The organism is Aeromonas sp. s6 (assembly GCF_040907815.1).
Lineage (GTDB): Bacteria > Pseudomonadota > Gammaproteobacteria > Enterobacterales > Aeromonadaceae > Aeromonas > Aeromonas caviae.
Genome location: NZ_JBFOCN010000043.1, coordinates 18,254 through 37,443, shown reverse-complemented (window position 1 = coordinate 37,443; position 19,190 = coordinate 18,254). Strand labels below are relative to the sequence as shown.

General features: G+C 65.1%; 18 protein-coding genes. 9 read left to right on the top strand and 9 right to left on the bottom strand.

Annotated features, from left to right (window positions below; all coding sequences use genetic code 11):
• Positions 1-61: 61 nt before the first annotated feature.
• From AB5Y50_RS06400 to AB5Y50_RS06385, 4 genes are all read left to right on the top strand, one after another.
• Positions 62-1,114, top strand: a complete 1,053-nt coding sequence (locus AB5Y50_RS06400) for an agmatine deiminase family protein (RefSeq protein ID WP_319883082.1) — start codon at positions 62-64, stop codon at positions 1,112-1,114.
• A 132-nt stretch (positions 1,115-1,246) separates the two neighbouring features.
• Entirely contained in the window at positions 1,247-2,146 is a 900-nt protein-coding gene (gene aguB / locus AB5Y50_RS06395) for an N-carbamoylputrescine amidase (RefSeq protein ID WP_319883081.1), read from the top strand.
• On the top strand, positions 2,143-3,252 hold the full coding sequence (locus AB5Y50_RS06390) for an extracellular solute-binding protein (RefSeq protein WP_182935117.1): 1,110 nt from the start codon (positions 2,143-2,145) through the stop codon (positions 3,250-3,252). The genes aguB and AB5Y50_RS06390 overlap by 4 nt, the downstream gene beginning before the upstream one ends.
• A gap of 16 nt (positions 3,253-3,268) precedes the next feature.
• On the top strand, positions 3,269-4,390 hold the full coding sequence (locus tag AB5Y50_RS06385) for an agmatine/peptidylarginine deiminase (protein ID WP_182956401.1): 1,122 nt from the start codon (positions 3,269-3,271) through the stop codon (positions 4,388-4,390).
• A 90-nt stretch (positions 4,391-4,480) separates the two neighbouring features.
• Here the strand turns inward: AB5Y50_RS06385 and AB5Y50_RS06380 are convergent, their stop codons facing one another.
• From AB5Y50_RS06380 to AB5Y50_RS06370, 3 genes are all read right to left on the bottom strand, one after another.
• Positions 4,481-5,185 carry an SDR family oxidoreductase gene (locus tag AB5Y50_RS06380; RefSeq protein ID WP_201927723.1) on the bottom strand — a complete coding sequence of 235 codons (705 nt, stop codon included), beginning with the start codon at positions 5,183-5,185 and terminating at the stop codon, positions 4,481-4,483.
• 366 nt (positions 5,186-5,551) lie between these two features.
• Positions 5,552-6,637 (bottom strand): AI-2E family transporter YdiK, encoded by a 1,086-nt coding sequence (gene ydiK, locus AB5Y50_RS06375; protein WP_029314855.1) that lies wholly within the window; start codon positions 6,635-6,637, stop codon positions 5,552-5,554.
• 9 nt (positions 6,638-6,646) lie between these two features.
• Entirely contained in the window at positions 6,647-8,023 is a 1,377-nt protein-coding gene (locus AB5Y50_RS06370; RefSeq protein ID WP_319883080.1) for a phosphatase PAP2 family protein, read from the bottom strand.
• A 172-nt stretch (positions 8,024-8,195) separates the two neighbouring features.
• Here AB5Y50_RS06370 and AB5Y50_RS06365 point away from each other — a divergent pair, with 172 nt between their 5' ends.
• On the top strand, positions 8,196-8,573 hold the full coding sequence (locus AB5Y50_RS06365; protein WP_010675931.1) for a hypothetical protein: 378 nt from the start codon (positions 8,196-8,198) through the stop codon (positions 8,571-8,573).
• Positions 8,574-8,653: 80 nt separating this feature from the next.
• Here AB5Y50_RS06365 and AB5Y50_RS06360 read toward each other — a convergent pair whose 3' ends face one another.
• Entirely contained in the window at positions 8,654-9,823 is a 1,170-nt protein-coding gene (locus AB5Y50_RS06360) for a hypothetical protein (protein WP_368162477.1), read from the bottom strand.
• A gap of 219 nt (positions 9,824-10,042) precedes the next feature.
• Between AB5Y50_RS06360 and AB5Y50_RS06355 the strand changes: the two genes are divergently transcribed.
• A complete protein-coding gene (locus AB5Y50_RS06355; RefSeq protein ID WP_319883078.1) occupies positions 10,043-10,360 on the top strand; it encodes a DUF1496 domain-containing protein in 318 nt (105 codons plus the stop codon).
• 895 nt (positions 10,361-11,255) lie between these two features.
• Here the strand turns inward: AB5Y50_RS06355 and AB5Y50_RS06350 are convergent.
• The gene (locus tag AB5Y50_RS06350; protein ID WP_319883077.1) at positions 11,256-12,704 is read right to left on the bottom strand and encodes a catalase; all 1,449 of its coding nucleotides are present in this window, start codon (positions 12,702-12,704) and stop codon (positions 11,256-11,258) included.
• 152 nt (positions 12,705-12,856) lie between these two features.
• On the opposite strand from AB5Y50_RS06350, the gene AB5Y50_RS06345 reads away from it, so the two are divergent.
• Together AB5Y50_RS06345 and AB5Y50_RS06340 are read left to right on the top strand one after the other, a co-directional pair.
• Positions 12,857-13,345: a GNAT family N-acetyltransferase gene (locus AB5Y50_RS06345; protein WP_010675925.1), complete on the top strand. Its 489-nt coding sequence runs from the start codon at positions 12,857-12,859 to the stop codon at positions 13,343-13,345.
• On the top strand, positions 13,342-14,199 hold the full coding sequence (locus AB5Y50_RS06340; RefSeq protein WP_042016487.1) for a GyrI-like domain-containing protein: 858 nt from the start codon (positions 13,342-13,344) through the stop codon (positions 14,197-14,199). Before AB5Y50_RS06345 ends, AB5Y50_RS06340 begins: the two co-directional genes overlap by 4 nt.
• A 69-nt stretch (positions 14,200-14,268) precedes the next feature.
• Here AB5Y50_RS06340 and AB5Y50_RS06335 read toward each other — a convergent pair whose 3' ends face one another.
• The gene (locus AB5Y50_RS06335; protein WP_042864813.1) at positions 14,269-15,168 is read right to left on the bottom strand and encodes a DMT family transporter; all 900 of its coding nucleotides are present in this window, start codon (positions 15,166-15,168) and stop codon (positions 14,269-14,271) included.
• A 109-nt stretch (positions 15,169-15,277) separates the two neighbouring features.
• Entirely contained in the window at positions 15,278-15,718 is a 441-nt protein-coding gene (locus AB5Y50_RS06330) for a DUF2214 family protein (RefSeq protein WP_039040139.1), read from the bottom strand.
• Positions 15,719-15,828: 110 nt separating this feature from the next.
• On the opposite strand from AB5Y50_RS06330, the gene AB5Y50_RS06325 reads away from it, so the two are divergent.
• Positions 15,829-17,433 carry a sensor domain-containing diguanylate cyclase gene (locus tag AB5Y50_RS06325; RefSeq protein ID WP_069784610.1) on the top strand — a complete coding sequence of 535 codons (1,605 nt, stop codon included), beginning with the start codon at positions 15,829-15,831 and terminating at the stop codon, positions 17,431-17,433.
• A 23-nt stretch (positions 17,434-17,456) separates the two neighbouring features.
• On the opposite strand, the gene AB5Y50_RS06320 is transcribed toward AB5Y50_RS06325, so the two are convergent.
• Positions 17,457-18,116 (bottom strand): HAD family phosphatase, encoded by a 660-nt coding sequence (locus AB5Y50_RS06320; RefSeq protein ID WP_010675920.1) that lies wholly within the window; start codon positions 18,114-18,116, stop codon positions 17,457-17,459.
• Between the two features lie 65 nt (positions 18,117-18,181).
• Positions 18,182-19,189, bottom strand: coding sequence for an ABC transporter ATP-binding protein (locus tag AB5Y50_RS06315; protein ID WP_069784609.1), 1,008 nt, complete (start codon positions 19,187-19,189; stop codon positions 18,182-18,184).
• Position 19,190 lies beyond the last annotated feature (1 nt).

The window sequence follows — 19,190 nt, the reverse complement described above, 5'->3', positions numbered from 1 at the left end:
GGGGAGAATAGTCTATTCCCATCGTCAATAACCTTAATAGTACCTAATCAGAGAGGCTGAGATGCGCGAGCAGGGAATGAGGGCTGTGGGCTGGTTCATGCCAGCGGAGTGGTGCCGGCACGCGGCGACCTGGATGGTCTGGCCGCACAACAAGGCGCTGTGGGAAAACGGCTGGGGCGTAACCCTGCCCCAGGTGCAGCAGGACTTCGCCCGGGTGGTCAATGCCATCGCCCGCTTCGAACCGGTGAACCTGGTGGTGGATCCCGTCGCACAGGCGGAGGCTCGCGCCCTGTGCGGCGACGGGGTGCGCTTCATTCCCCTGCCGGTGGATGACAGCTGGTGCCGTGACTCCGGCCCCACCTTCATCTGCCATCCCGAGCTTGGCACCGCCGGGATCAGCTGGCGTTTCAACGCCTGGGGCGGCAAGTCGGCCCACGGTCTGGATGAGGGGCTGGCGCGGCGCGTTCTCAACAGCCTGGAGCTGGAGTGCATCGGCAGCTTCCTCGCCAACGAAGGGGGCGCCATCCATGTGGATGGGGAGGGCACCCTGATCACCACGGAGTCGGTGCTGCTGAACAGCAACCGCAACCCCGGTATGACCAAAGTGGAGATCGAACGGATCTTCAGCCGCCTGCTCGGCATCGAGAAGACTATCTGGCTGCCGGGGGATCCGGACCACGTCACCGGCGACATGACGGACGGTCATGTGGACGGGGTCTGCGCCTTCAGCCGCCCCGGCCACCTGCTGGTGGATGCCACCCTGGACGGGCACTCCACCTATGGCCGCGTGGTGCGGGAGAACCGCCGAGCCCTGGCCCTGGCCACCGATGCGAGAGGTCGCTCCTTCGAGTGCCTCGAGCTGTTCGAGGCGAGCGAGGCGGTGGACGCCGAGGCGGAGGTGTTCTGCGCCTCCTACACCAACTTCTACATCGCCAACGGCGCCATCATCATGCCCGCCTACGGCGTAGGCGCGGACGAGGCGGCGGGGGAGGTGCTGAGGCGCGCCTTCCCGAACAGGCAGCTGGTGCCGGTGCGCATCAACCAGTTGGCCCACGGCGGGGGCGGCATTCACTGCATCACCCAGCAGCAGCCGGCCTGGCCGGTGCAGGGGTAAGCGTTTGGAGCGGCCTCGTCAGGCGTCTGCGAGGCCTCATGACGGGATCAGGGAGGAGAGATTCATGAACAAGGTCGTCGCAACCATGCAGTTTGCCTGTCAGTGGGAACGCGTGTCAGGGAGGGTATCCGGATGAGCAAGATCGTTGTCGCCACCACACAATTCGCTTGCAGCTGGGAGCTGGAGCGCAATCTGGACACAGCGGAGAGCCTGGTACGGGACGCCGCCGCCAGGGGGGCCAACCTGGTGCTGTTGCAGGAGCTCTTCGCCACCCCCTATTTCTGCATCGAGCAATACCACGGTCATCTGGCGCTGGCGGAGTCGTTCGAGCAGAGCCGGGTGCTGCGCCGCTTCTCGGCCCTGGCGCGGGAGCTGGGGGTGGTGCTGCCCATCAGCTGGTTCGAGCGCGCGGGCAACGCCTGCTTCAACTCCCTGGCGGTGGCGGATGCGGATGGTCGCCTGCTCGGGGTCTATCGCAAGACCCATATCCCGAACGCCATCGGCTATCAGGAGAAGGAGTATTTCAGCCCGGGGGACACGGGGTTTCGCGTCTGGGACACGGCCGCCGGCCGAATCGGGGTCGGCATCTGCTGGGATCAGTGGTTCCCGGAGGCGGCCCGCGCCATGGCGCTGCAGGGGGCCGAGCTGCTGCTCTATCCCACCGCCATCGGCTTGGAGCCGGGGGCAGAGGGGCTCGATTCGCGGGATCACTGGCAGCTGACCCAGCGCGGCCATGCCGCCGCCAACATCATGCCGGTGATCGCCGCCAACCGCATCGGACGCGAGGTGGCGACCCGGGATCCCGCGTTGCAGATGCGCTTCTATGGCTCCTCCTTCATCACGGATCACAAGGGGGCTCTGCTGGCCGAGGCGGACAGGGATACCCCGGGCGTGCTGGTGCGGGAGCTGGATCTCGCCGCCATGGCCGAGGAGCGGCTGACCTGGGGCATCTATCGAGATCGCCGCCCCGAGATGTATGGCGCCTTGCTGAGCCTGGATGGGCAGGGCCAGCGGGGAGGGCGTCCATCATGAGCGCCTTGACCAAGATAGCCACAGCACTGGCCCTGCTGCTGAGTCTGGGGGCCCAGGCCGCAGAAGGGGCGGGGGAGGCGACAGAGGAGAAGGTGCTGCGCCTCTACAACTGGTCCGATTATTTCGCCCCCGATACCCTGAGCGAATTCACCCGGGAGACCGGGATCCGGGTCATCTACGACGTGATGGACAGCAGCGAGACCCTGGAGGCCAAGCTGATGGCGGGTCGCAGCGGGTATGACCTCATCTTCCCGGGGGACACGGTAGCGGAGCGGCTGATGCGGGCGGGCAGCCTGCAGCCCCTCGACAAGGGCAAGCTGCAACACCTGGGGGACATAGACCCCGGCCTGGCGCGGTTGCAGCAGGCCTATCCCCATGCGAAGGAGGCCGTGGTGCCCTACACCTGGGGCACCATAGGGCTCACCTACAACGCGGACGCCATCCGGCAGAGGATGCCGGATGCCCCGGTCAGCAGCCTGGACATGCTGTTCAAGCCCGAGCTGGCGGCGAAATTTGCAGATTGCGGCATCTCGGTCATCGACTCCCCGGACGAGGTGCTGGCGGTGGTGCTGCACTATCTTGGGCGGGATCCCCGCAGCGGCAAGGCGGACGATCTGGAGGCGGCCCTGGCCCTGCTCAAGGGGATCAAGCCCTATATCCGCAAGTTCCAGTCCCAGCCGGTGACTCAGCTGGTGAACGGGGATCTCTGCCTCTCCCTGGGCTACAGCGGCGACATGACCCAGGCCAGGCGCGCCGCCGCCGAGGCGGGCAAGCGGGTCGACTTCGAATACCGATTGCCGAAGGAGGGGAGCACCATCTGGATGGACACCATGGCGATCCCGGCGGATGCCCCCCATCCTGACTATGCCTATGCCTTTATCAACTTCGTGATGCGCCCGGCCAACATGGCGGCCATCACCAACAGCACCGGTTATCCGACTGCCAGTGCCAAGGCCAGACCCATGGTGGATGCCACCATGACGGCCAACCCGGATATCTACCTGGATGAGGCCAGCTACCAGCGGCTCATTCCGGGTCAGGATATAGCACAATCCCAGATGCGTGCCCGCATGCGAGCCTGGACTCGCTTCAAGAGCAGCCTCTGAACCCAGGAGTAGAACGATGTTTTCCCGACGCCACGTATTGAAACAACTGGTCGCCCTCGGCGCCATTGCCGGGTTTGGCAGCCTGCCCGGTGCCCGCGCGGCCTTCGCCGCCGGCGAACCCGGCGCCGCTGCTCGCTACCACATGCCGGAGGAGTCCTCCCCCCAGGCCCTGGTGTGGGTGGCCTTCGGGGCCACCAGCGAGATCTGGGGTCGCCACTACAAGGAGGTGCAGGCCACCATAGGGCGGCTGGTGCAGGCCATGGTGCCCTACACCCGGGTCAACGTGCTCTGCCACGAGGATGACGAGGCGCTGGCGCGCCAGTTATGCGGCGAGCGCAACACCCACTTCGTCCACGCCGAGATGGATGACATCTGGCTGCGGGATACCGGCGGCGTCTTCGTGCAGGACGAGCAGGGAGGGCTCGGGCTGGTGGACTTCAACTTCAACGGCTGGGGTGACAAGCAGGAGCACAGCCATGACGCCAGGGTCGCCGCCCTGGTGGGCCGGCAGACCGATGCCTATTACCTGCAGAGCGAGCTCATCGGTGAGGGGGGCGGCATCGAGGTGGATGGCAACGGCACCGCCATCATGACCGAGAGCAGCTGGATCAACAGCAACCGCAACCCCGGCCTCACCAAGGCGCAGGTGGAGGCGGAGCTCAAGGCCAACCTGGGGCTGCGCAAGATCATCTGGCTGCCGGGGATCAAGGGCAAGGACATCACGGATGCCCACGTGGACTTCTACGCCCGCTTCGTGCGCCCCGGGGTGGTGGTGATCAATATGGACAACGATCCCGACTCCTACGACTACAAGGTGACCCGCCAGCACCTCGCCATCCTGCAGCAGGCCACCGACGCCGACGGCAACAAGCTGGAGCTGCATCAGCTGCCGCCGCCCCTGGGCGGGCGGGACAACAAGTTCAGCCGCAGCCCGGACTTTGCCGCCGGTTACATCAACTACCTGCCCATCAACGGCGCCGTCATCGCTCCCCAGTTCGGGGATGCCAGGGCCGACCGCCATTGCCGGGATCTGCTGGCCAGCCTCTATCCGGGGCGCAAGATAGTGCAGATAGACATAGACCCGGTGGCGGCCGGGGGCGGCGGCATTCACTGCATCACCCTCCATCAACCTGCCTGATCTTACGCGCAGGCCGCCTCTGGCGGTGTGACGCAGAACAAGGGGCGCCTCGGCGCCCCTTGTTCTTGCTGCCGTTCCATGGTGCCTCGCTCAGATCCCCGTCATGCCGATCTCGTCGAGCTGGACGTGAGCGGGTTGGCGCAGGGTGTAGAGCACGGCCTCGGCCAGATCCTCCACCTGCAGCCAGCCGGGCTTGCGATCGCCCGGACAGGCCGGGGGCGGCACCTGTACCAGGCCTGGGCAGAGGGTGTGGACCCGGACGCCCTGATGCTGCACCTCTTCCCGCAGTGCCCTGGCGAACCCCAGGACCGCAAACTTGGCGGCGCAGTAGACGCCGGCCCTGGCATAGCCATGCTTGGCGGCCTGGGAGGCGATGTTGATGATGGTGCCGTGGCGGCTCGCCAGCATGTCCGGCAGGCAGGCCCGGGTCAGCAGGAAGGTGCCCTTGGCACAGGTATCCATCACCCTGTCCCACTCCGATTCCGGCAGATCCTGCACCAGATAGTCGCTGCCGACCCCGCTGTTGTTGATGAGCAGATCGACGGGGCCGAGCCGCTCCCGGATCCGGGCATGACCGTCCCGCACCTGATCGCCGTCGCACACATCCAGCGCCAGTGCCATGACTCGCACCCCGTATCGTGCCTCCAGTCTGGCCGCTTCCTGCTCCAGCAGCCCCAGGCGGCGGGAAGCCAGGATCAGTTCCACCCCCTGGCTGGCCAGGGCCTCGGCGATGGCCAGTCCGATGCCGCTGGCGCCGCCGCTGATGAGGGCCCGTGTTGCTCTCAGTTCGTTCATCTTGTCTTCTCCTCCAATGGTGCAGGCATTGTGGCGGGCGCCTTCGGCAGGGAACAGGGGAGGGGAAGGAGTGATTCGAACCCTGGTTCGTGTTTTGGCGTTCCGGTTCGAACTTTGGTTCTAAACGCCGCGACCAGCCGTCGGTTCGATTAGCCATAAGGCGTAATCGGACGTTCGCGTAAATCAATTATCCCGCTATAACAGCCATCCATATTTCCCTGCTGACAGATGCCGCTGATTCATGGACACACCGGACAGCGGCATCTCGATCGTCCGATTACACTTCGCTAATCGAACCAACATGGGACGGTAATAAACAAAAGAGCCGCCCTGGGGCGGCTCTTTGCATCGGGGATCAATGAATCGTCACGGCGCCTTGGGCGGCTCCACCAGAGCGCTCGCCGGTTGGTCATCTTCCTTGATCCAGGCATCCAGCAGGGTGTAGCCCACCGCCAGCACCACGGGGCCGATGAAGAGACCGATGATCCCCATGGCCAGCAGGCCGCCGATGACCCCCACCAGAATGAGGATGAGGGGGAGGTCGGCCCCGCGCTTGATGAGGAAGGGGCGCAGGAAGTTGTCCATGGTGCCCGCCAGCAGGGACCAGACCAGCAGGAAGGTGCCCCAGGTGGTGTCCCCGCTCCAGTAGAGGTAGCCGACGCTGGCCAGCAGCACCGGGAAGGGGCCTATCTGGGCGACGATCAGCAGGAACATCAGCACCACCAGCACCATGACATAGGGAATGCCGGCGATGAGCAGGCCCAGGCCCGCCACCGAGGATTGCACCAGGGCGGTCACCACCACCCCCATGGCGACGGCGCGGATGGCCTGGGAGGCGAGCACCACCGCATTGTCACCGCGCTGGCCCGCCAGACGGTGGGCGAAGCGGCGAATGCCTTCTGCCGCCTTCTCTCCCGAGTGGTAGAGCAGGCCGCAGATGGCCACGGTCAGCAGGAAGTGGACGAACAGCAGGCCGAGGTTGCCCGCCTGGGCCGCCAGCCAGCGAGCGGTCTGGCCGAAGTAGGGGGCCAGCTTGGTGAACAGCACCTGGCCACCGCTCGCGAGGATCTGCTGCCAGAACTCATAGAGCTTGTCGCCCACCAGGGGCACTTGCTGCAACCAGAGCAGCTCGGGGGGCGGGGATTGGCTGAGCTCGGTGCCCAGCTCGATGAGCATGGGGGCCTTCTCCGCCACGTTGGCCAGCGTCATGAAGAGGGGAATGACGAAGATGAGCAGCAAGATGCTGGTCATCAGCAACGCCGCCAGGGTGCGCTTGCCCCACAGCAGGCGCTGGGCCATCTGCATCAGGGGCCAGGTGGCGATGGTGATCATGGTCGACCACACCAGGGCGGGCAGGAAGGGGCGCAAGACCATGAAGCACGAGATGATGAGCAGGCTGAGGAACAGCAAGCCCAGGGTGATCTTGGCCAAATCCACTTTTTTCATATTCATGGCATTCCCTTAACGAGGGGTTGAGCGCCCGGTTCGGGCACCGTGACGGATAGCGGACAACGACCACCAGAGCCCGGCGCTGAGCCAGAACCCCAGGCAGCCAAAGAGCCACCCTTGTCCCGCGAGGATCAGCAGAGAGCTGCTGGTGAGCGCGGGCACCAGGAACAGGAGCCCTGCCACGACCAGTCCCCCTGCCAGGGTCAGCAGCGCGGCGGGCAGGGCGGGGGTGGGGCTCCGTTCGAGTGATAGCAGATTACCCGATACCAGCCCCAGGGTGAACATGGCAAGCCCGGCCAGGGCGGTGGACTGGGTGAGCCAGGCCGAGAGGGCGCTGGCGATGAGCAGCCCGGCCCAGGGGAGCGGGCGCGCCGCCAGCTTCGCCAGCGTGGCGCGCAGTGCCAGCAGCAGGGCCCCCAGGGCAAGGCCGGCCACCACATCCGAGAGGAAGTGGACCCCCAGCCAGACCCGGGCCAGCCCGGCCACGCCGGCCAGCAACAGGGCCAGCAGGGCCCCCTGCCATGCCCGCAGCGCCGGCAGCCAGCCAAGCAGCAGGCCCCAGTAGAGCAGGGTCGAGGCGGCGTGGCCGCTCGGCATGCCGAAGCCCTGGGCACTCTGGCGGGCCAGCTCGGGTTGCAGGTGGAAGGGCCTGGGCCAGCCGATGCCCGCCTTGAGCAGGTTCACCACCAGGGTGAGCAGCACCATGGCAAACAGCAGGTGGCGCAGCCTGGACCAGCCGAGCAGGGGCAGCAGCAAGGGCAGCAGCGCCAGCTGGAAGGGGGCCGAGCCCAGCAGATTGCCCGCCCCTGGCCAGAGCGCATCCGGCCCTAGCCATTGTTGCAGGCGCTGGATCAGCGGCAACTCGGCGCGGTGCAGCGCACTGGCCGCGTCGCTGAAATCCGTCACCCACAGCACCTGGCTCTCGGGCACCTCGGCCAGCCTCGGGGCTATCCAGTCGAGCTGCGCCGGGAAGCGACGCTGGTCAGGGGGCAGGTCGGCGGCCGCGATCAGCCTGGCGTTCAGGATCTCGCCACCGAGATCCGGGGCCTGGAGCAGGGAGACAAACCCCGTCCCCCGCTGGACCCGCAGGGGCTCCAGGGTCTGGCAGGCGAACACCCTGGCCCGTTGCCAGCGCCCCAGCTCGCCGGTGACGCGACCCTGCAGGCCGGTCTCCTCGAACAGCTCGCGCAGGGCCGCCTGCTCCGGGGTCTCCCCCCTGTCGATGTAACCGCCGCTCAGGCTGTAGCGCGAGGAGAGCCTGTCCTGCACCAGCAGGATCCCTTGCTGGTGGCGGATCACGCAGGCGGCCGCAGAGGGAGGGGATTCGGCGCGGGAGGTGGGCAGGGCACCGCCCAGCAACAGCAGCAGGCAGAAGACGACTCGAAACATGATGACACCCAGGGGCAAGGAGTGGGGACAAGGGTCACAGAAATCAGACGGCCGGGCAATGGCTTGCAGGGGGCACCGACCCTGTGGGGGACGCAAGGATTGCCGTCTGCGCGGGCAGTCCCTAGTATTGGCGGCTATTGTTCTTCTCATTCACTACATTGTGGGGCTCTTCATGCGACAGTTCGGTTTCTTTCTGGGGATTGCCATCGGCGTCATCCTGATACTGTTTGGCAGCATCGTCATCTTCCAGGCCCTGCCTGCTGCGCTGGACGTGCTGGAGATGCCGAGCCGGATCCCCTTCGTGCGCGAGGTGTACACCTGGCTGATGAGCAGCGCCAACGGGCTCACCGCCCAGCTGGAGCAGAACTTCCTGGAGGCCTTCCAGACGGTGCTCAAGCTGATCCTGCTCATCACCTTCATGTGGGTCTGCGTCAAGCTGGTCAACATGGGGGTGCTGATCATCCGGGCCGGCGTCGACCTTATCCGCACCGCCATCGAGCACAGCGAAGAGAAGGGTGCCAAGCCCACCGAGCAGGACCGCCATTTCTGATCTTCCCCTGCCACGGGTCAGATAAACAACAGGCCATCATGTGATGGCCTGTTTTTATGGTGGCATGACGCTTAAATAAGTCAGTTAAGCAGTTTTTCCAGCTCCGCTTCGGCATCCGCCCTGGCCTGATCGCTCAGGGTGCCGGAGGCCGCTTCCCGCTTCTCGCCCTGTTGCTGCACCGCCTTTTCGGCTTGCTGCTGTGCACTGGTCACGGTACTGATGGTTTCGGCGCTGCTGGCGGCCTGCTTGGCGCTGTCGCTCACTGCCTTGGCGGCTTGCTGCTGTGCACTGGTCGCGGCACTGATGGTCGCTGCGCTGCTGGCGGCTTGTTGCTTCGCCGTGGTTGCGGCACTGCTGGCGGCCTGCTTGGCGGTGTCGCTCACCGCCTTGGTGGCTTGTTGCTGCGCCGTGGTTTCGGCACTGCTGGCGGCCTGTTTGGCGGTGTCGCTCACCGCCTTTTCGGCTTGCTGCTGCGCCGTGGTTGCGGCACTGATGGCGGCGGCACTGCTGGCGGCCTGCTTGGCGCTGTCGCTCACCGCCTTGGCGGTTTGCTGCTGCGCTGTGGTGGCGGCACTGATGGTCGCTGCGCTGCTGGCGGCCTGTTTGGCCGAGTCGCTCGCCGCCTTGGTCGCTTGTTGCTGCGCCGTGGTGGCGGCACTGCCGATCACCTGTCTGGTGGAGTCGGACAGGGCCTTGCTGGCGCTCTGTTGCAGGCCCCCCATCATGGTGCCCAGCAAAGAACTGCCCGCGCCCGTGAGCCCCTGACCGGCACCGGTCAGGGCCGTGGCGGCCGGGGTGGCCTGGGACTGCCAGCCCTGCATGGCGCTGGGCCAGGTCGGGGTGGCGGCCGTCAGGTTTTCCCCGAAGACCTGGGTCGCCCCGTCACCTTTTTGCACCATGACGGCGAGCTGGTTGGTGTCGGCGTTCCAGACCATGCCGGCCTGCTTGGCTACGTCCGGCACGGGGGCGTAGCGGGAGACCACGTAAAAGAGCGGTCCCTCCTGTTGCAGCTCGTCGGCGGTCTTGAGCAGTTGCATGGTGCTCTCGTAGTTGGGCCCCAGCATGGCGGTCATTCTGTCCTTGATCAGCGGCTGCTCGAACAGGTTGGCCTCGTTCGGATCGAAACCGACCAGCGGCTTGAGCAGGGCCCACATCAGCTGGCTGGTGGGGCTCATCATCAGCAGGGGGGCGACACAGGCGGACAACATCAGGCTCAGGCAGGCAGCCTTGAGCAACGGCATGATACGCATTGACAACATATCCAGTTAATTATCTGATTATTAAGGGTTATTCATTACCGCATCCCGGCGATGCCGGTGGGGGCCCACGGCAGAACCCTGACAGGCCTTGGCGGGCGCAGGCAGGCTATCATATTGCTTCCGGAATGCCAGATGAGCCGACATTTATTGGTCAAGTCGAGGGCTCTGCTGGTCGCTTTACACTTTCACTCCCCCGTGACAGGAATTCCCATGATCCGTTGTGCAGGTTGTCTGCTGGCCCTTGGCTGGCTCTTCCCCGCGTTGGCCGCCCCGGCGTCCAACACCCTCAGCCACTCGGTGGGCACCGAGCTGGTGCTGCCCCTTGGTTCGCTGCCCGAGCGGGTGTGCTGGTATCAGGATCAGAAATACTCCCAGGGGGCCCGTATCCAGCAGGGGGAGCTCTGGCTGGAGTACGCGCCGCAACAGGCGATGGAGACCAATGGTCCCCTGATCTGGCGAGAGGTGACGACGCCGTCACAGAGTGGTGAACCGGAGGGCAACCAGCGGACGATCCGGGTGGGCCAGTGAGCCTTTTCTTGATCCAGCTACAGACACGGGCGTGATCTCTATCGCATAATGCGGCTCTTTCTTCTCTTGACTGGGATCTAAGCAATGGCTCGTCGCTCTTCCAATGCACAACGTCGTCGCAGCAGCTGGTGGTACAAACGCTTGTTGGCAAGGGAGCGGGAAGAGCGCGAAGCGCGTTCCGTCCGGGATTGATACCGCATTGAACAACGGAGCCTCGGGCTCCGTTTTTATTGGTGACTAAACGTGCATTACCGCAGGCAGGTTTATTACCACAGGTGGATAATGGTGCCGCTCTGCCAATGCACAACGTCGTTGCCGTCGTGAGCTGGTGGTACAAACCCTTGTTGGCAAGGGTCGGGAAGCGCGCGAGGGCGCAGCGGCCGGGATGGATACGGCATTGAAAAACGGAGCCTCTGGCTCCGTTTTTATGGGTGACTAAACGTGCATTACCACAGACAGGTTTATTACCACAGGTGGATAATGGTGCCGCTCTGCCAGTGCACAACGTCGTTGCCGCCGTAAGCTGGCGGTAAAACCCTTGTTGGCAAGGGAGGGAAGCGCGAGGGCGCTGCGTCCGGGATGGATACGGCATGGAAAAACGGAGCCTCTGGCTCCGTTTTTATTGGTGACTAAACGTGCATTACCGCAGGCAGGTTTATTACCACAGGTGGATAATGGTGCCGCTCTGCCAGTGCACAACGTCGTTGCCGTCGTGAGCTGGCGGTAAAACCCTTGTTGGCAAGGGAGGGAAGCGCGCGAGGGCGCTGCGGCCGGGATGGATACGGCATTGAAATCGGAGCCTCGGGCTGCGTTTTTCATTCATCAAAGACCGTCATGCGAGAACGGGGGCCATCAGGCCCCCGTTTTGCTTTTGCAGAGGTTGGCTGCCTGCGACTCAGCGTTGCAGGGCGGCCAGGGCCAGCTCGACCCGCTTGGCGTACTCGGGGTCGGCCTGCTCGAAGTGCCTGAGCTGGGCCGCGACGATGGCGTCATCCTCCACATTGATGAGGGAGCGGGCCAGGTTGGCGGCGAGGCGGGCACGCTGCCCCTCGTCCATCAGGCGGAAGAGATCCCCCGGCTGGCTGTAGTAGTCGCTGTCGTAGTCGCGAAAATCGTAGTGCAGGGCAGCCCCTTCCAGACTCAGGGCCGGTTCGTGCTGCTCGCTCGGCTGCTGGGTGCCGAAGCGGTTTGGCTGGTAGTTGGGGCTGGCGCCACCGTTGCTGTCCGCCCGCATGGCGCCGTCGCGGTGGGCGCCGTGGTGGAACGGGCAGCGCGGGGCGTTGACCGGCAGCAGGCCGTGGTTGACGCCGAGGCGGTAGCGCTGGGTGTCACCGTAGGAGAAGAGCCTCCCCTGCAACATGCGATCCGGCGAGAAGCCGATGCCGGGCACCACGTTGGCCGGGGTGAAGGCGGCCTGCTCCACGTGGGCGAAGTAGTTGTCCGGGTTCTGGTTGAGCTCCAGCACGCCCACCGGGATGAGCGGGTAGTCCTTGTGGGGCCATACCTTGGTGAGGTCGAACGGGTGGATCGAGTAGGTCTGGGCCTCGGCCTCTGGCATCACCTGCACATAGACCTTCCAGCGCGGGAAGTCCCCCCGCTCGATGGCGTTGAACAGATCCGCCTGGCTGGTCTCTCTGTCCTGACCGACGACGGTGGCCGCCTCTTCATCGGTGTAGAAGCGGTGGCCCTGCTCGGTCTTGAAGTGGAACTTGACCCAGAAGCGCTCGTTGGCCGAGTTGATGAAGCTGAAGGTGTGGCTGCCGTAGCCGTTCATCTCCCGCAGGCTCCTAGGGATGCCGCGATCGCTGAAGAGGATGGTGACCTGGTGCAGGGATTCCGGGTGGCGGGACCAGAAGTCCCAGGCGGCGGTGGCGCTGCGCAGGTTGGTGCGGGGATCCCGCTTCTGGGTGTGGATGAAGTCGGGGAATTTCAGGGGATCGCGAATGAAAAAGACCGGGGTGTTGTTGCCCACCAGATCCCAGTTGCCCTGCTTGGTATAGAACTTGAGGGCGAAGCCGCGCACGTCACGCTCGGCGTCGGCGGCCCCCTTCTCGCCGGCCACGGTGGAGAAGCGCAGGAACACCGGGGTCTGCTTGCCGACAGCGTTGAACAGGTCGGCCTTGCTGAAGGCGCTGATGTCGTGGGTCACGGTGAAGGTGCCGTAGGCGCCCGAGCCCTTGGCGTGCACCACCCGCTCGGGAATGCGCTCGCGGTCGAAGTGGGCGAGTTTCTCCATCAACCAGATGTCTTGCATCAGGACGGGGCCGCGGGGGCCGGCGGTGAGGCTGTTGTTGTTGTCGACAACGGGGGCGCCGTTGGCGCTGCGCAGGGTCTTGTCGGTCATGGCGGGTCTCCTTGTGATGAGTCGCCAGACTAGGGGAAGTGGGGGAGCGGCTCCAATGGAGTGTGCCTAACCCTTTGATTGGTTTCGCTGATGGGGGTGGAAACAGACGCCAGCCTTGCGGCAAGATGGGATTCAGCCAATCAGGAGGTCTCATGTCCATCACCATTCGCCGCGCCGGGCCGGAAGATGCCGCCGCCCTGCGGGATCTTCACGCCATGCCCCATGCCCAGGCGGGCACCCTGCAACTTCCCTTCCCCTCCTTGCAGCAGTGGGAGCAGAAGCTGACCCCGCGGGATGGCATCTACAGCCTGCTGGCGGAGTGGGAGGGGGAGGTGGCGGGTGCGCTGGTTCTGATGGTGGAGCCGGCCCCCCGTCGCCGCCACGTGGCGAGCATCGGCATGGCGGTACACGATGACTGGGCCGGGCGCGGGGTGGGCACTGCCCTGATGCAGGCTGCGCTGGATCTGGCGGACAACTGGCTCGGCTTGACGCGGGTGGAGCTGACGGTCTGGGCCGACAATCAGGCGGCCCTGGCCCTCTATCGCAAGGCGGGCTTTGTGGAGGAGGGCGTAGCCCGGGATTACGGCCTGCGTCATGGGGTGCTGGTGGATGCCCTCTACATGGCCAGGGTGCGCCGATGATCGACTATCGCGAGCGCCTGACGCCGGTGCTGAGGGCACTGGAGCAGGATCCGGATCTCTCCATCGAGGCGCTGGCGAGTCGCGCCTGCCTCTCCCTCTACCACTTCCACCGGGTGTTCACCGCCGTGGTGGGGGAGGCCCCCGGCGAGATGTGCCGCCGCCTGCGGATGCAGCGGGCGGCCTGGCAGCTCTGCTACACCGATGCCAGCGTCACCGCCATCGCCCTGGGGGCGGGGCTTGGCAGCTCCCAGGCTTTCGCCAAGGCGTTTCGCCGTCACTATGGTTGTACCCCGGGGGCGTTTCGCCGCGACAAGGGCAAGAACGGACACCTGGATCGCAAGGAAGGACACGCATGGCAAGGGGCACTCCCTTATGCTGAAGGCCACTCATCAGCAAGGAGCAACACCATGAACACCGTCGAGATGGACGCCCGCACCCTGGCCTATATCCGGGTCACCGGCCCCTATGGCGAAGGGTATGACGCCGTCTGCCATCGCCTTCACCAGTGGGCCGCGCCCCGTGGCCTGGAAGGGGGAGAGTGGATCTTCATCTACCACGACAACCCCGAGGTGACGCCGCCGGCCCAGTGCCGCACCGACATCGGCATCAGCGTGCCGGTGGGCACCCTGGGGGCGGGGGAGGTGGAAATTCAGCTCATCCCCGCCGGGCGCTACGCCCAGTCCCGCTATCTCATCACGGATCGCAGCCAGTACGGGGAGCGCTGGCAGGAGCACATCGGCGATATCGTCGCGGCCGGGCTCGCCTTTGGGGACGGCCCCTGCTTCGAGCTCTATCACAGCGTGAGCAATGACCCCCTGCGGGATGACGTGAGCTTCTGCTCCAGCGTGCGCTAGGCAGGCGGCAATAAAACGAGGCGCCCAAGGGCGCCTCGTTTTATTTGGAGTCAATGACCACCGCAGATATCAGGGCTGGCTGGGCACCTTGTTGCGGCGGGACTTCCACCACCAGCGCAGGCGGATCTGGGAGATGAGCATCCCCGCCAGCATCAGGGCGCAGCCGACCACGGCCCGTTCGTCCAGATGTTCCCCCAGCAGCAGGACACCGCCGATGGCGGCGAACACCGTCTCCAGGCTGAGGATGATGGCGGCGTGGGCCGGATGGGCACCGCGCTGCCCCACCACCTGCAGGGTATAGCCGATGCCGACCGAGACCAGACCGGCATAGAGCAGCGCCTGCCAGCCCGCCACGGCACCACTCGCCGTCGGGGTCTCGATGACGAAGGCCGTGGCCAGGCTGAGCAGGCCGCACACCACGAACTGCACCCCGGCAAGACGAATGGGGGCGACCCGGTTCGAGTAGTGATCCAGCACCAGCAGATGCACGGCCCAGAATAGGGCCCCGATCACTTGCAGCAGATCGCCGTAGCCGATGGTGAACTCCTCGGTGACGCTGAGGTAGTAGAGCCCGGCCATGGCGATGAGGGCGCCTACCCAGGTGTTGGCCCCGGTCTTGTGGCGCAGGGCCAGGCCGATGACGGGGACCAGAATGATGTAGAGGCCGGTGATGAAGCCCGCCTTGGCGGCCGTGGTGTAGAGCAGCCCCACCTGTTGCAGGGAGGCGGCGGAGAAGAGCACGGTGCCGGCGATGAGGCCCCCGGTCAGCAGCAGGCGGTGATCACCGGCAGGCTGGGGCGGCTGGCGTGACTTGAGCCACCACAAGAGCGGCAGCAGGGAGAGGGCGCCCAGCAGGAAGCGCAGGCCGTTGAAGGTGAAGGGCCCCATGTGATCCATCCCCAGACGCTGGGCGACGAAGCCCAGCCCCCAGATGGCGGCGGCCATCAATAACATCATGTTTGAACGCATACGGAATCATCCCTGAGAAAGAGTCTCGGCGGCACTCGGGCCCCGCCATTACGATACCTGCGAGAAGGGGCGTTTGTCGTCAGCCATTTGTTGCCGGGCGAGGGCAGGATCAGCGGCTGGCCAGCTTGGCGAGCAGGGGCAGCAGGGCGAGCAGCAGCAGGTTGCCCCTAAGGATCCAGATCACCCAGAACTGCTGCTGGGTGGAGACAAGGGGAGCCCGTCCCTGGCGCAAGGATCGGCGCCAGTGGTGGAACAGCCGGCTGGGGTAGCCAAAGCTGATGGCCATGGCGAAGAACATCAGCAGCTTGGTGCGGTAACCCGGATTGGCAAGCAGGATGGCCGGTGGCTGGGGATGGGCGACCACCAGCAGCACGCCCGTGATGAAGATGAGCAGCAGGGCCAGGGCGGCCAGGCTGTCAGCCAGCAGCAGCTTGCGCACCTGCTCGATGGACATGCCGCGCCGGAACAGGAAATACTCCGAGGTGATGGCACCGGTCAGGGTGATCACGGCGCAGTAATGGAGGGCAGTCAGCAGTTCCGGTTTCAACATCCAGGCCAGTTCCTTCTCGTTGGCCACATGATGCGCTTCCCTTTGGACGCCATCAGGTGGGGCTGATATTCTGACACTACACGATGTCAGGGGATAGCATGGAGTCAGGGTTGGATAAGCGAGCAGTCTCCAAAAAGACCTGGTCCCTGGTGGCACGGATGCGCCTGGGCCTGCTTCTGCTCTTCATTCCCGTCCTGATGCTGGGCGCCATCTACTACCTGCACATGGAGCGCAGCCTGCAGCGAGAGCTGCAACAGCGCCTGCTCGCCACCAATCACCAGTTGCGCCACGTCTTCATCGAGCCCTACCTGAACGAGATGGAGCGTCAGTTCTCCCTCATCTACGACCAGGTCAAGGTGGAGGACATCAGTGGCCCCCGTCTGCGCAACACCGACTCCTATCTCAGGGAGTGGCGTCTCTACAAGGGGGTGATGGCGGATCTCATCTACATCTATGTGGGCACCGCCGAGCGCCAGATGCTGATCTACCCCGAATGGCAGGCGGATGCGGACTTCGATCCCAGGGTGCGCCCCTGGTATCAGCTGGCCAGCCAGCATGTGGGCAAGATGGTCTGGACCGAACCCTACTACGACTACACCAACGGCACGCTGGTGATCGCCCTGGCGCGGGCCATCACCGACAAGGAGGGCAAGGTGCGGGGGGTCTTCGCGGTAGATGCCATCCTGGCCCCCTTCTCCGCCCAGCTGAACCGGCAGTGGAACAGCGGCTACCAGATGATCGTCAACCAGTCGGGCAAGGTGCTGGCCCACCCCGATCCCTCACAACTGCTCAAGCCCATGATGCACCCGACCTGGCTCTCCCGCTTCAGCGGGGAGGACGGCATCTTCCTGGATCAGGCGTCTCGCCAGTTCGTGGCCTACAGCCGCCTGCCGGACCACAACTGGGTGCTGATCAGCGTGTTGCCCGCCTCCAGCATCCAGGCGGTGGTGGCGAGCGCCTCCCTCAACGTGCTCGGGATCATCGTGCTGGCCAGCGTGCTCTACATGGTGCTGGCACTGATCTGGTCCCGTTATTTCAGGCGGATGCTGGACGAGATCTCCACCGTGATCCGGGCCAGCCGGACCCAGCCTGACGAGGTGCACCAGGGGGGGATGCGCGAGCTCAGGCACGTCTATGCCGAGCTGGCGGAGGTGAGCAAGGATTATCACGAGGTGCGCCAGCAGGCGAACCTCGACAAGCTGACCGGCCTTTACAACCGGCGCTTCTTCGACGAGCGGTTGAATCGGCTGCTGCTCGATCAGGGCAGCTTCTGCCTGGCCATGATCGATCTGGACGGTTTCAAGCGGATCAATGACACCTATGGTCACCAGACCGGGGACGTGGTGCTCAAGCGGGTGGCCAGCTTTGGCGCCAAGCTGCTGGGGGATCATGGTTGGGTATGCCGCTATGGCGGGGAAGAGCTGGTGGTGCTGTTTGCCAATCCCGATATCCACTTCTGCCAGATGCTGCTGGAGCAGTACAGGATTGGGGTGGCCTCCCTGCACTGGCGTGAACCCGGTCTTGGGATCACCTTCAGCGGCGGCCTGGTGGCGAGTGCCCCCGGGCTTGGGGCCAGGAGCCTGCTGACCATGGTCGATGCCGAGGTCTATCGCGCCAAGGGTGACGGCAAGAATCGCATCTACATGGTGGATCCCCTGGCTCCCCGGGACGACTCGCCCTCAGGGGATGGCATGTTGAGCAAAGAAGAGGCCTGAGGGCCTCTTCTTCATTGCGTGGATCAAGGGTGCAACTGCCAGGTCCAGAGGGGCCAGCCCAGCTCCTCGGCGCACTGGCGCAGGGCGGGGGCCGGATTGACCGCATGGGGATGGCTCACCGCCTGCAGCATGGGCAGATCGTTGTGGGAATCGCTGTAGCCGAAGCTCTCCTGCCAGAGGTGTTCCTTTCCGGCAAAGAGCTGGTTGATGCGGGCCACCTTGCCTTCGCGAAAACTCAGGGTGCCGCGGGTCTGGCCGGTCAGCATGCCTGCTTCCTCGTCGAGCAGGATGGCCACGCAGTGATCCATCCCCAGCATCTGCGCCATGGGGGCCACCAGATGCTCGCCGGAGGCGGAGATGAGCACCAGCTCGTCGCCACGCTGGCGGTGCCACTCGATGCGGGCCAGCCCCTCGGGATAGAGGCGCTCCCGCAGCACCTGCTCGGCAAAGCGGGTGCAGAGGGAGTCGAGCCACTGGCGCGTCCTGCCTGCCAGCGGTTGCAGGGTGAAGGCCATGTACTGGTGCATGTCCATCTTGCCCTGATGGTAGAGGGACATCATGGCCTGCTCCTCGGCCACCATGCCCGCCGGGGCCAGCTCCTGGGCGACCATGTACTCCAGCCAGAGGCTGGCGGAATCCCCGGCAATAAGGGTCTCGTCCAGATCAAACAGTGCCAGGGCCATGGCTGCTCCTCGGGTTGGCTGCCAGCATCGGGGTACTGGCTGAAAAATGAATGGGATTCATGGCGTTATGCTACCTCACAGAGTTGATCCCGGGCCACCACCAGGGTCACGGCGCTGCCCACCGGCAGCAGATCGCCGGCACGGCGGTTGAGGCAATCCACCGTCAACAGCCCCGCCTCGCACTCCACCTGATAGCGGATGACGTTGCCGAGCAGCTGCTGCTGGCGAACGATGCCGGGCAGGCTGGGCTCGTGGCTGACCGCCCCTGCGGGCAGCAGGGTGATGGACTCCGGCCGCAGCGCCAGCTTGCCGCGAAAGCGCGGGCCGAACAGGGATTTGGCCTGCTCGCCATCCAGCAGGTTGTAGTTGCCGATAAAGCCCGCCACGAACTCGCTGGCGGGGCGGGTGTAGATCTGCTCCGGTGTGCCGCTCTGGACGATGGAGCCCTTGTTCATCAGGAAGATCCTGTCCGACAGGGTCAGCGCCTCCTCCTGATCGTGGGTCACGAAGATGGTGGTGAGCTCGAGGCGCTGCTGGATCTCGCGGATCTGCTGGCGCAGGCTGCGGCGGATGCGGGCATCCAGCGCCGAGAGCGGCTCATCCAGCAGCAGGATCCGCGGCTGCACCACCAGCGCCCGGGCCAGCGCCACTCGCTGGCGCTGGCCGCCGGAGAGTTCGGCTGGATAGCGGCGCTCGAAGCCGGTCAGCTCCACCAGCTCTAGCGCCTCCTGTACGCTGGCGGCGAGATCCCGCCCCGGCTGGGGCTTCATCTTGAGGCCGAAGGCGACGTTGTCCCACACCGTCATGTTGGGGAAGAGCGCATAGCTCTGGAACACCATGCCGATGCCCCGCTTCTGGGGCTCCTGCCAGGTAATGTCCTCACCGGCTACCCGCACCTGACCGCCATCCACCGGGGTGAGCCCGGCCAGCGCCCGCAGCAGGGTGGATTTGCCGCAGCCGGAGGGGCCGAGCAGGGTCACCAGCTCCCCCTTGCGGATGCCGAATTCAATTCCCTCGAACACCTTGGTGTCGCCGTAGGATTTGTGCAGTTGATTCACTTCTAGATGGAACATG

Coding starts and splice junctions, on each gene's coding strand:
- AB5Y50_RS06330 (WP_039040139.1), bottom strand. CDS start 15,718: ATGTTGAAACCGGAACTGCTGACTGCCCTCCATTACTGCGCCGTGATC.
- AB5Y50_RS06320 (WP_010675920.1), bottom strand. CDS start 18,116: ATGGCCCTGGCACTGTTTGATCTGGACGAGACCCTTATTGCCGGGGAT.
- AB5Y50_RS06315 (WP_069784609.1), bottom strand. CDS start 19,189: ATGTTCCATCTAGAAGTGAATCAACTGCACAAATCCTACGGCGACACC.
- AB5Y50_RS06360 (WP_368162477.1), bottom strand. CDS start 9,823: ATGCGTATCATGCCGTTGCTCAAGGCTGCCTGCCTGAGCCTGATGTTG.
- aguB (WP_319883081.1), top strand. CDS start 1,247: ATGAGCAAGATCGTTGTCGCCACCACACAATTCGCTTGCAGCTGGGAG.
- AB5Y50_RS06340 (WP_042016487.1), top strand. CDS start 13,342: ATGATCGACTATCGCGAGCGCCTGACGCCGGTGCTGAGGGCACTGGAG.
- AB5Y50_RS06365 (WP_010675931.1), top strand. CDS start 8,196: ATGCGACAGTTCGGTTTCTTTCTGGGGATTGCCATCGGCGTCATCCTG.
- ydiK (WP_029314855.1), bottom strand. CDS start 6,637: ATGAATATGAAAAAAGTGGATTTGGCCAAGATCACCCTGGGCTTGCTG.
- AB5Y50_RS06355 (WP_319883078.1), top strand. CDS start 10,043: ATGATCCGTTGTGCAGGTTGTCTGCTGGCCCTTGGCTGGCTCTTCCCC.
- AB5Y50_RS06385 (WP_182956401.1), top strand. CDS start 3,269: ATGTTTTCCCGACGCCACGTATTGAAACAACTGGTCGCCCTCGGCGCC.
- AB5Y50_RS06380 (WP_201927723.1), bottom strand. CDS start 5,185: ATGAACGAACTGAGAGCAACACGGGCCCTCATCAGCGGCGGCGCCAGC.
- AB5Y50_RS06400 (WP_319883082.1), top strand. CDS start 62: ATGCGCGAGCAGGGAATGAGGGCTGTGGGCTGGTTCATGCCAGCGGAG.
- AB5Y50_RS06350 (WP_319883077.1), bottom strand. CDS start 12,704: ATGACCGACAAGACCCTGCGCAGCGCCAACGGCGCCCCCGTTGTCGAC.
- AB5Y50_RS06370 (WP_319883080.1), bottom strand. CDS start 8,023: ATGTTTCGAGTCGTCTTCTGCCTGCTGCTGTTGCTGGGCGGTGCCCTG.
- AB5Y50_RS06345 (WP_010675925.1), top strand. CDS start 12,857: ATGTCCATCACCATTCGCCGCGCCGGGCCGGAAGATGCCGCCGCCCTG.
- AB5Y50_RS06390 (WP_182935117.1), top strand. CDS start 2,143: ATGAGCGCCTTGACCAAGATAGCCACAGCACTGGCCCTGCTGCTGAGT.
- AB5Y50_RS06335 (WP_042864813.1), bottom strand. CDS start 15,168: ATGCGTTCAAACATGATGTTATTGATGGCCGCCGCCATCTGGGGGCTG.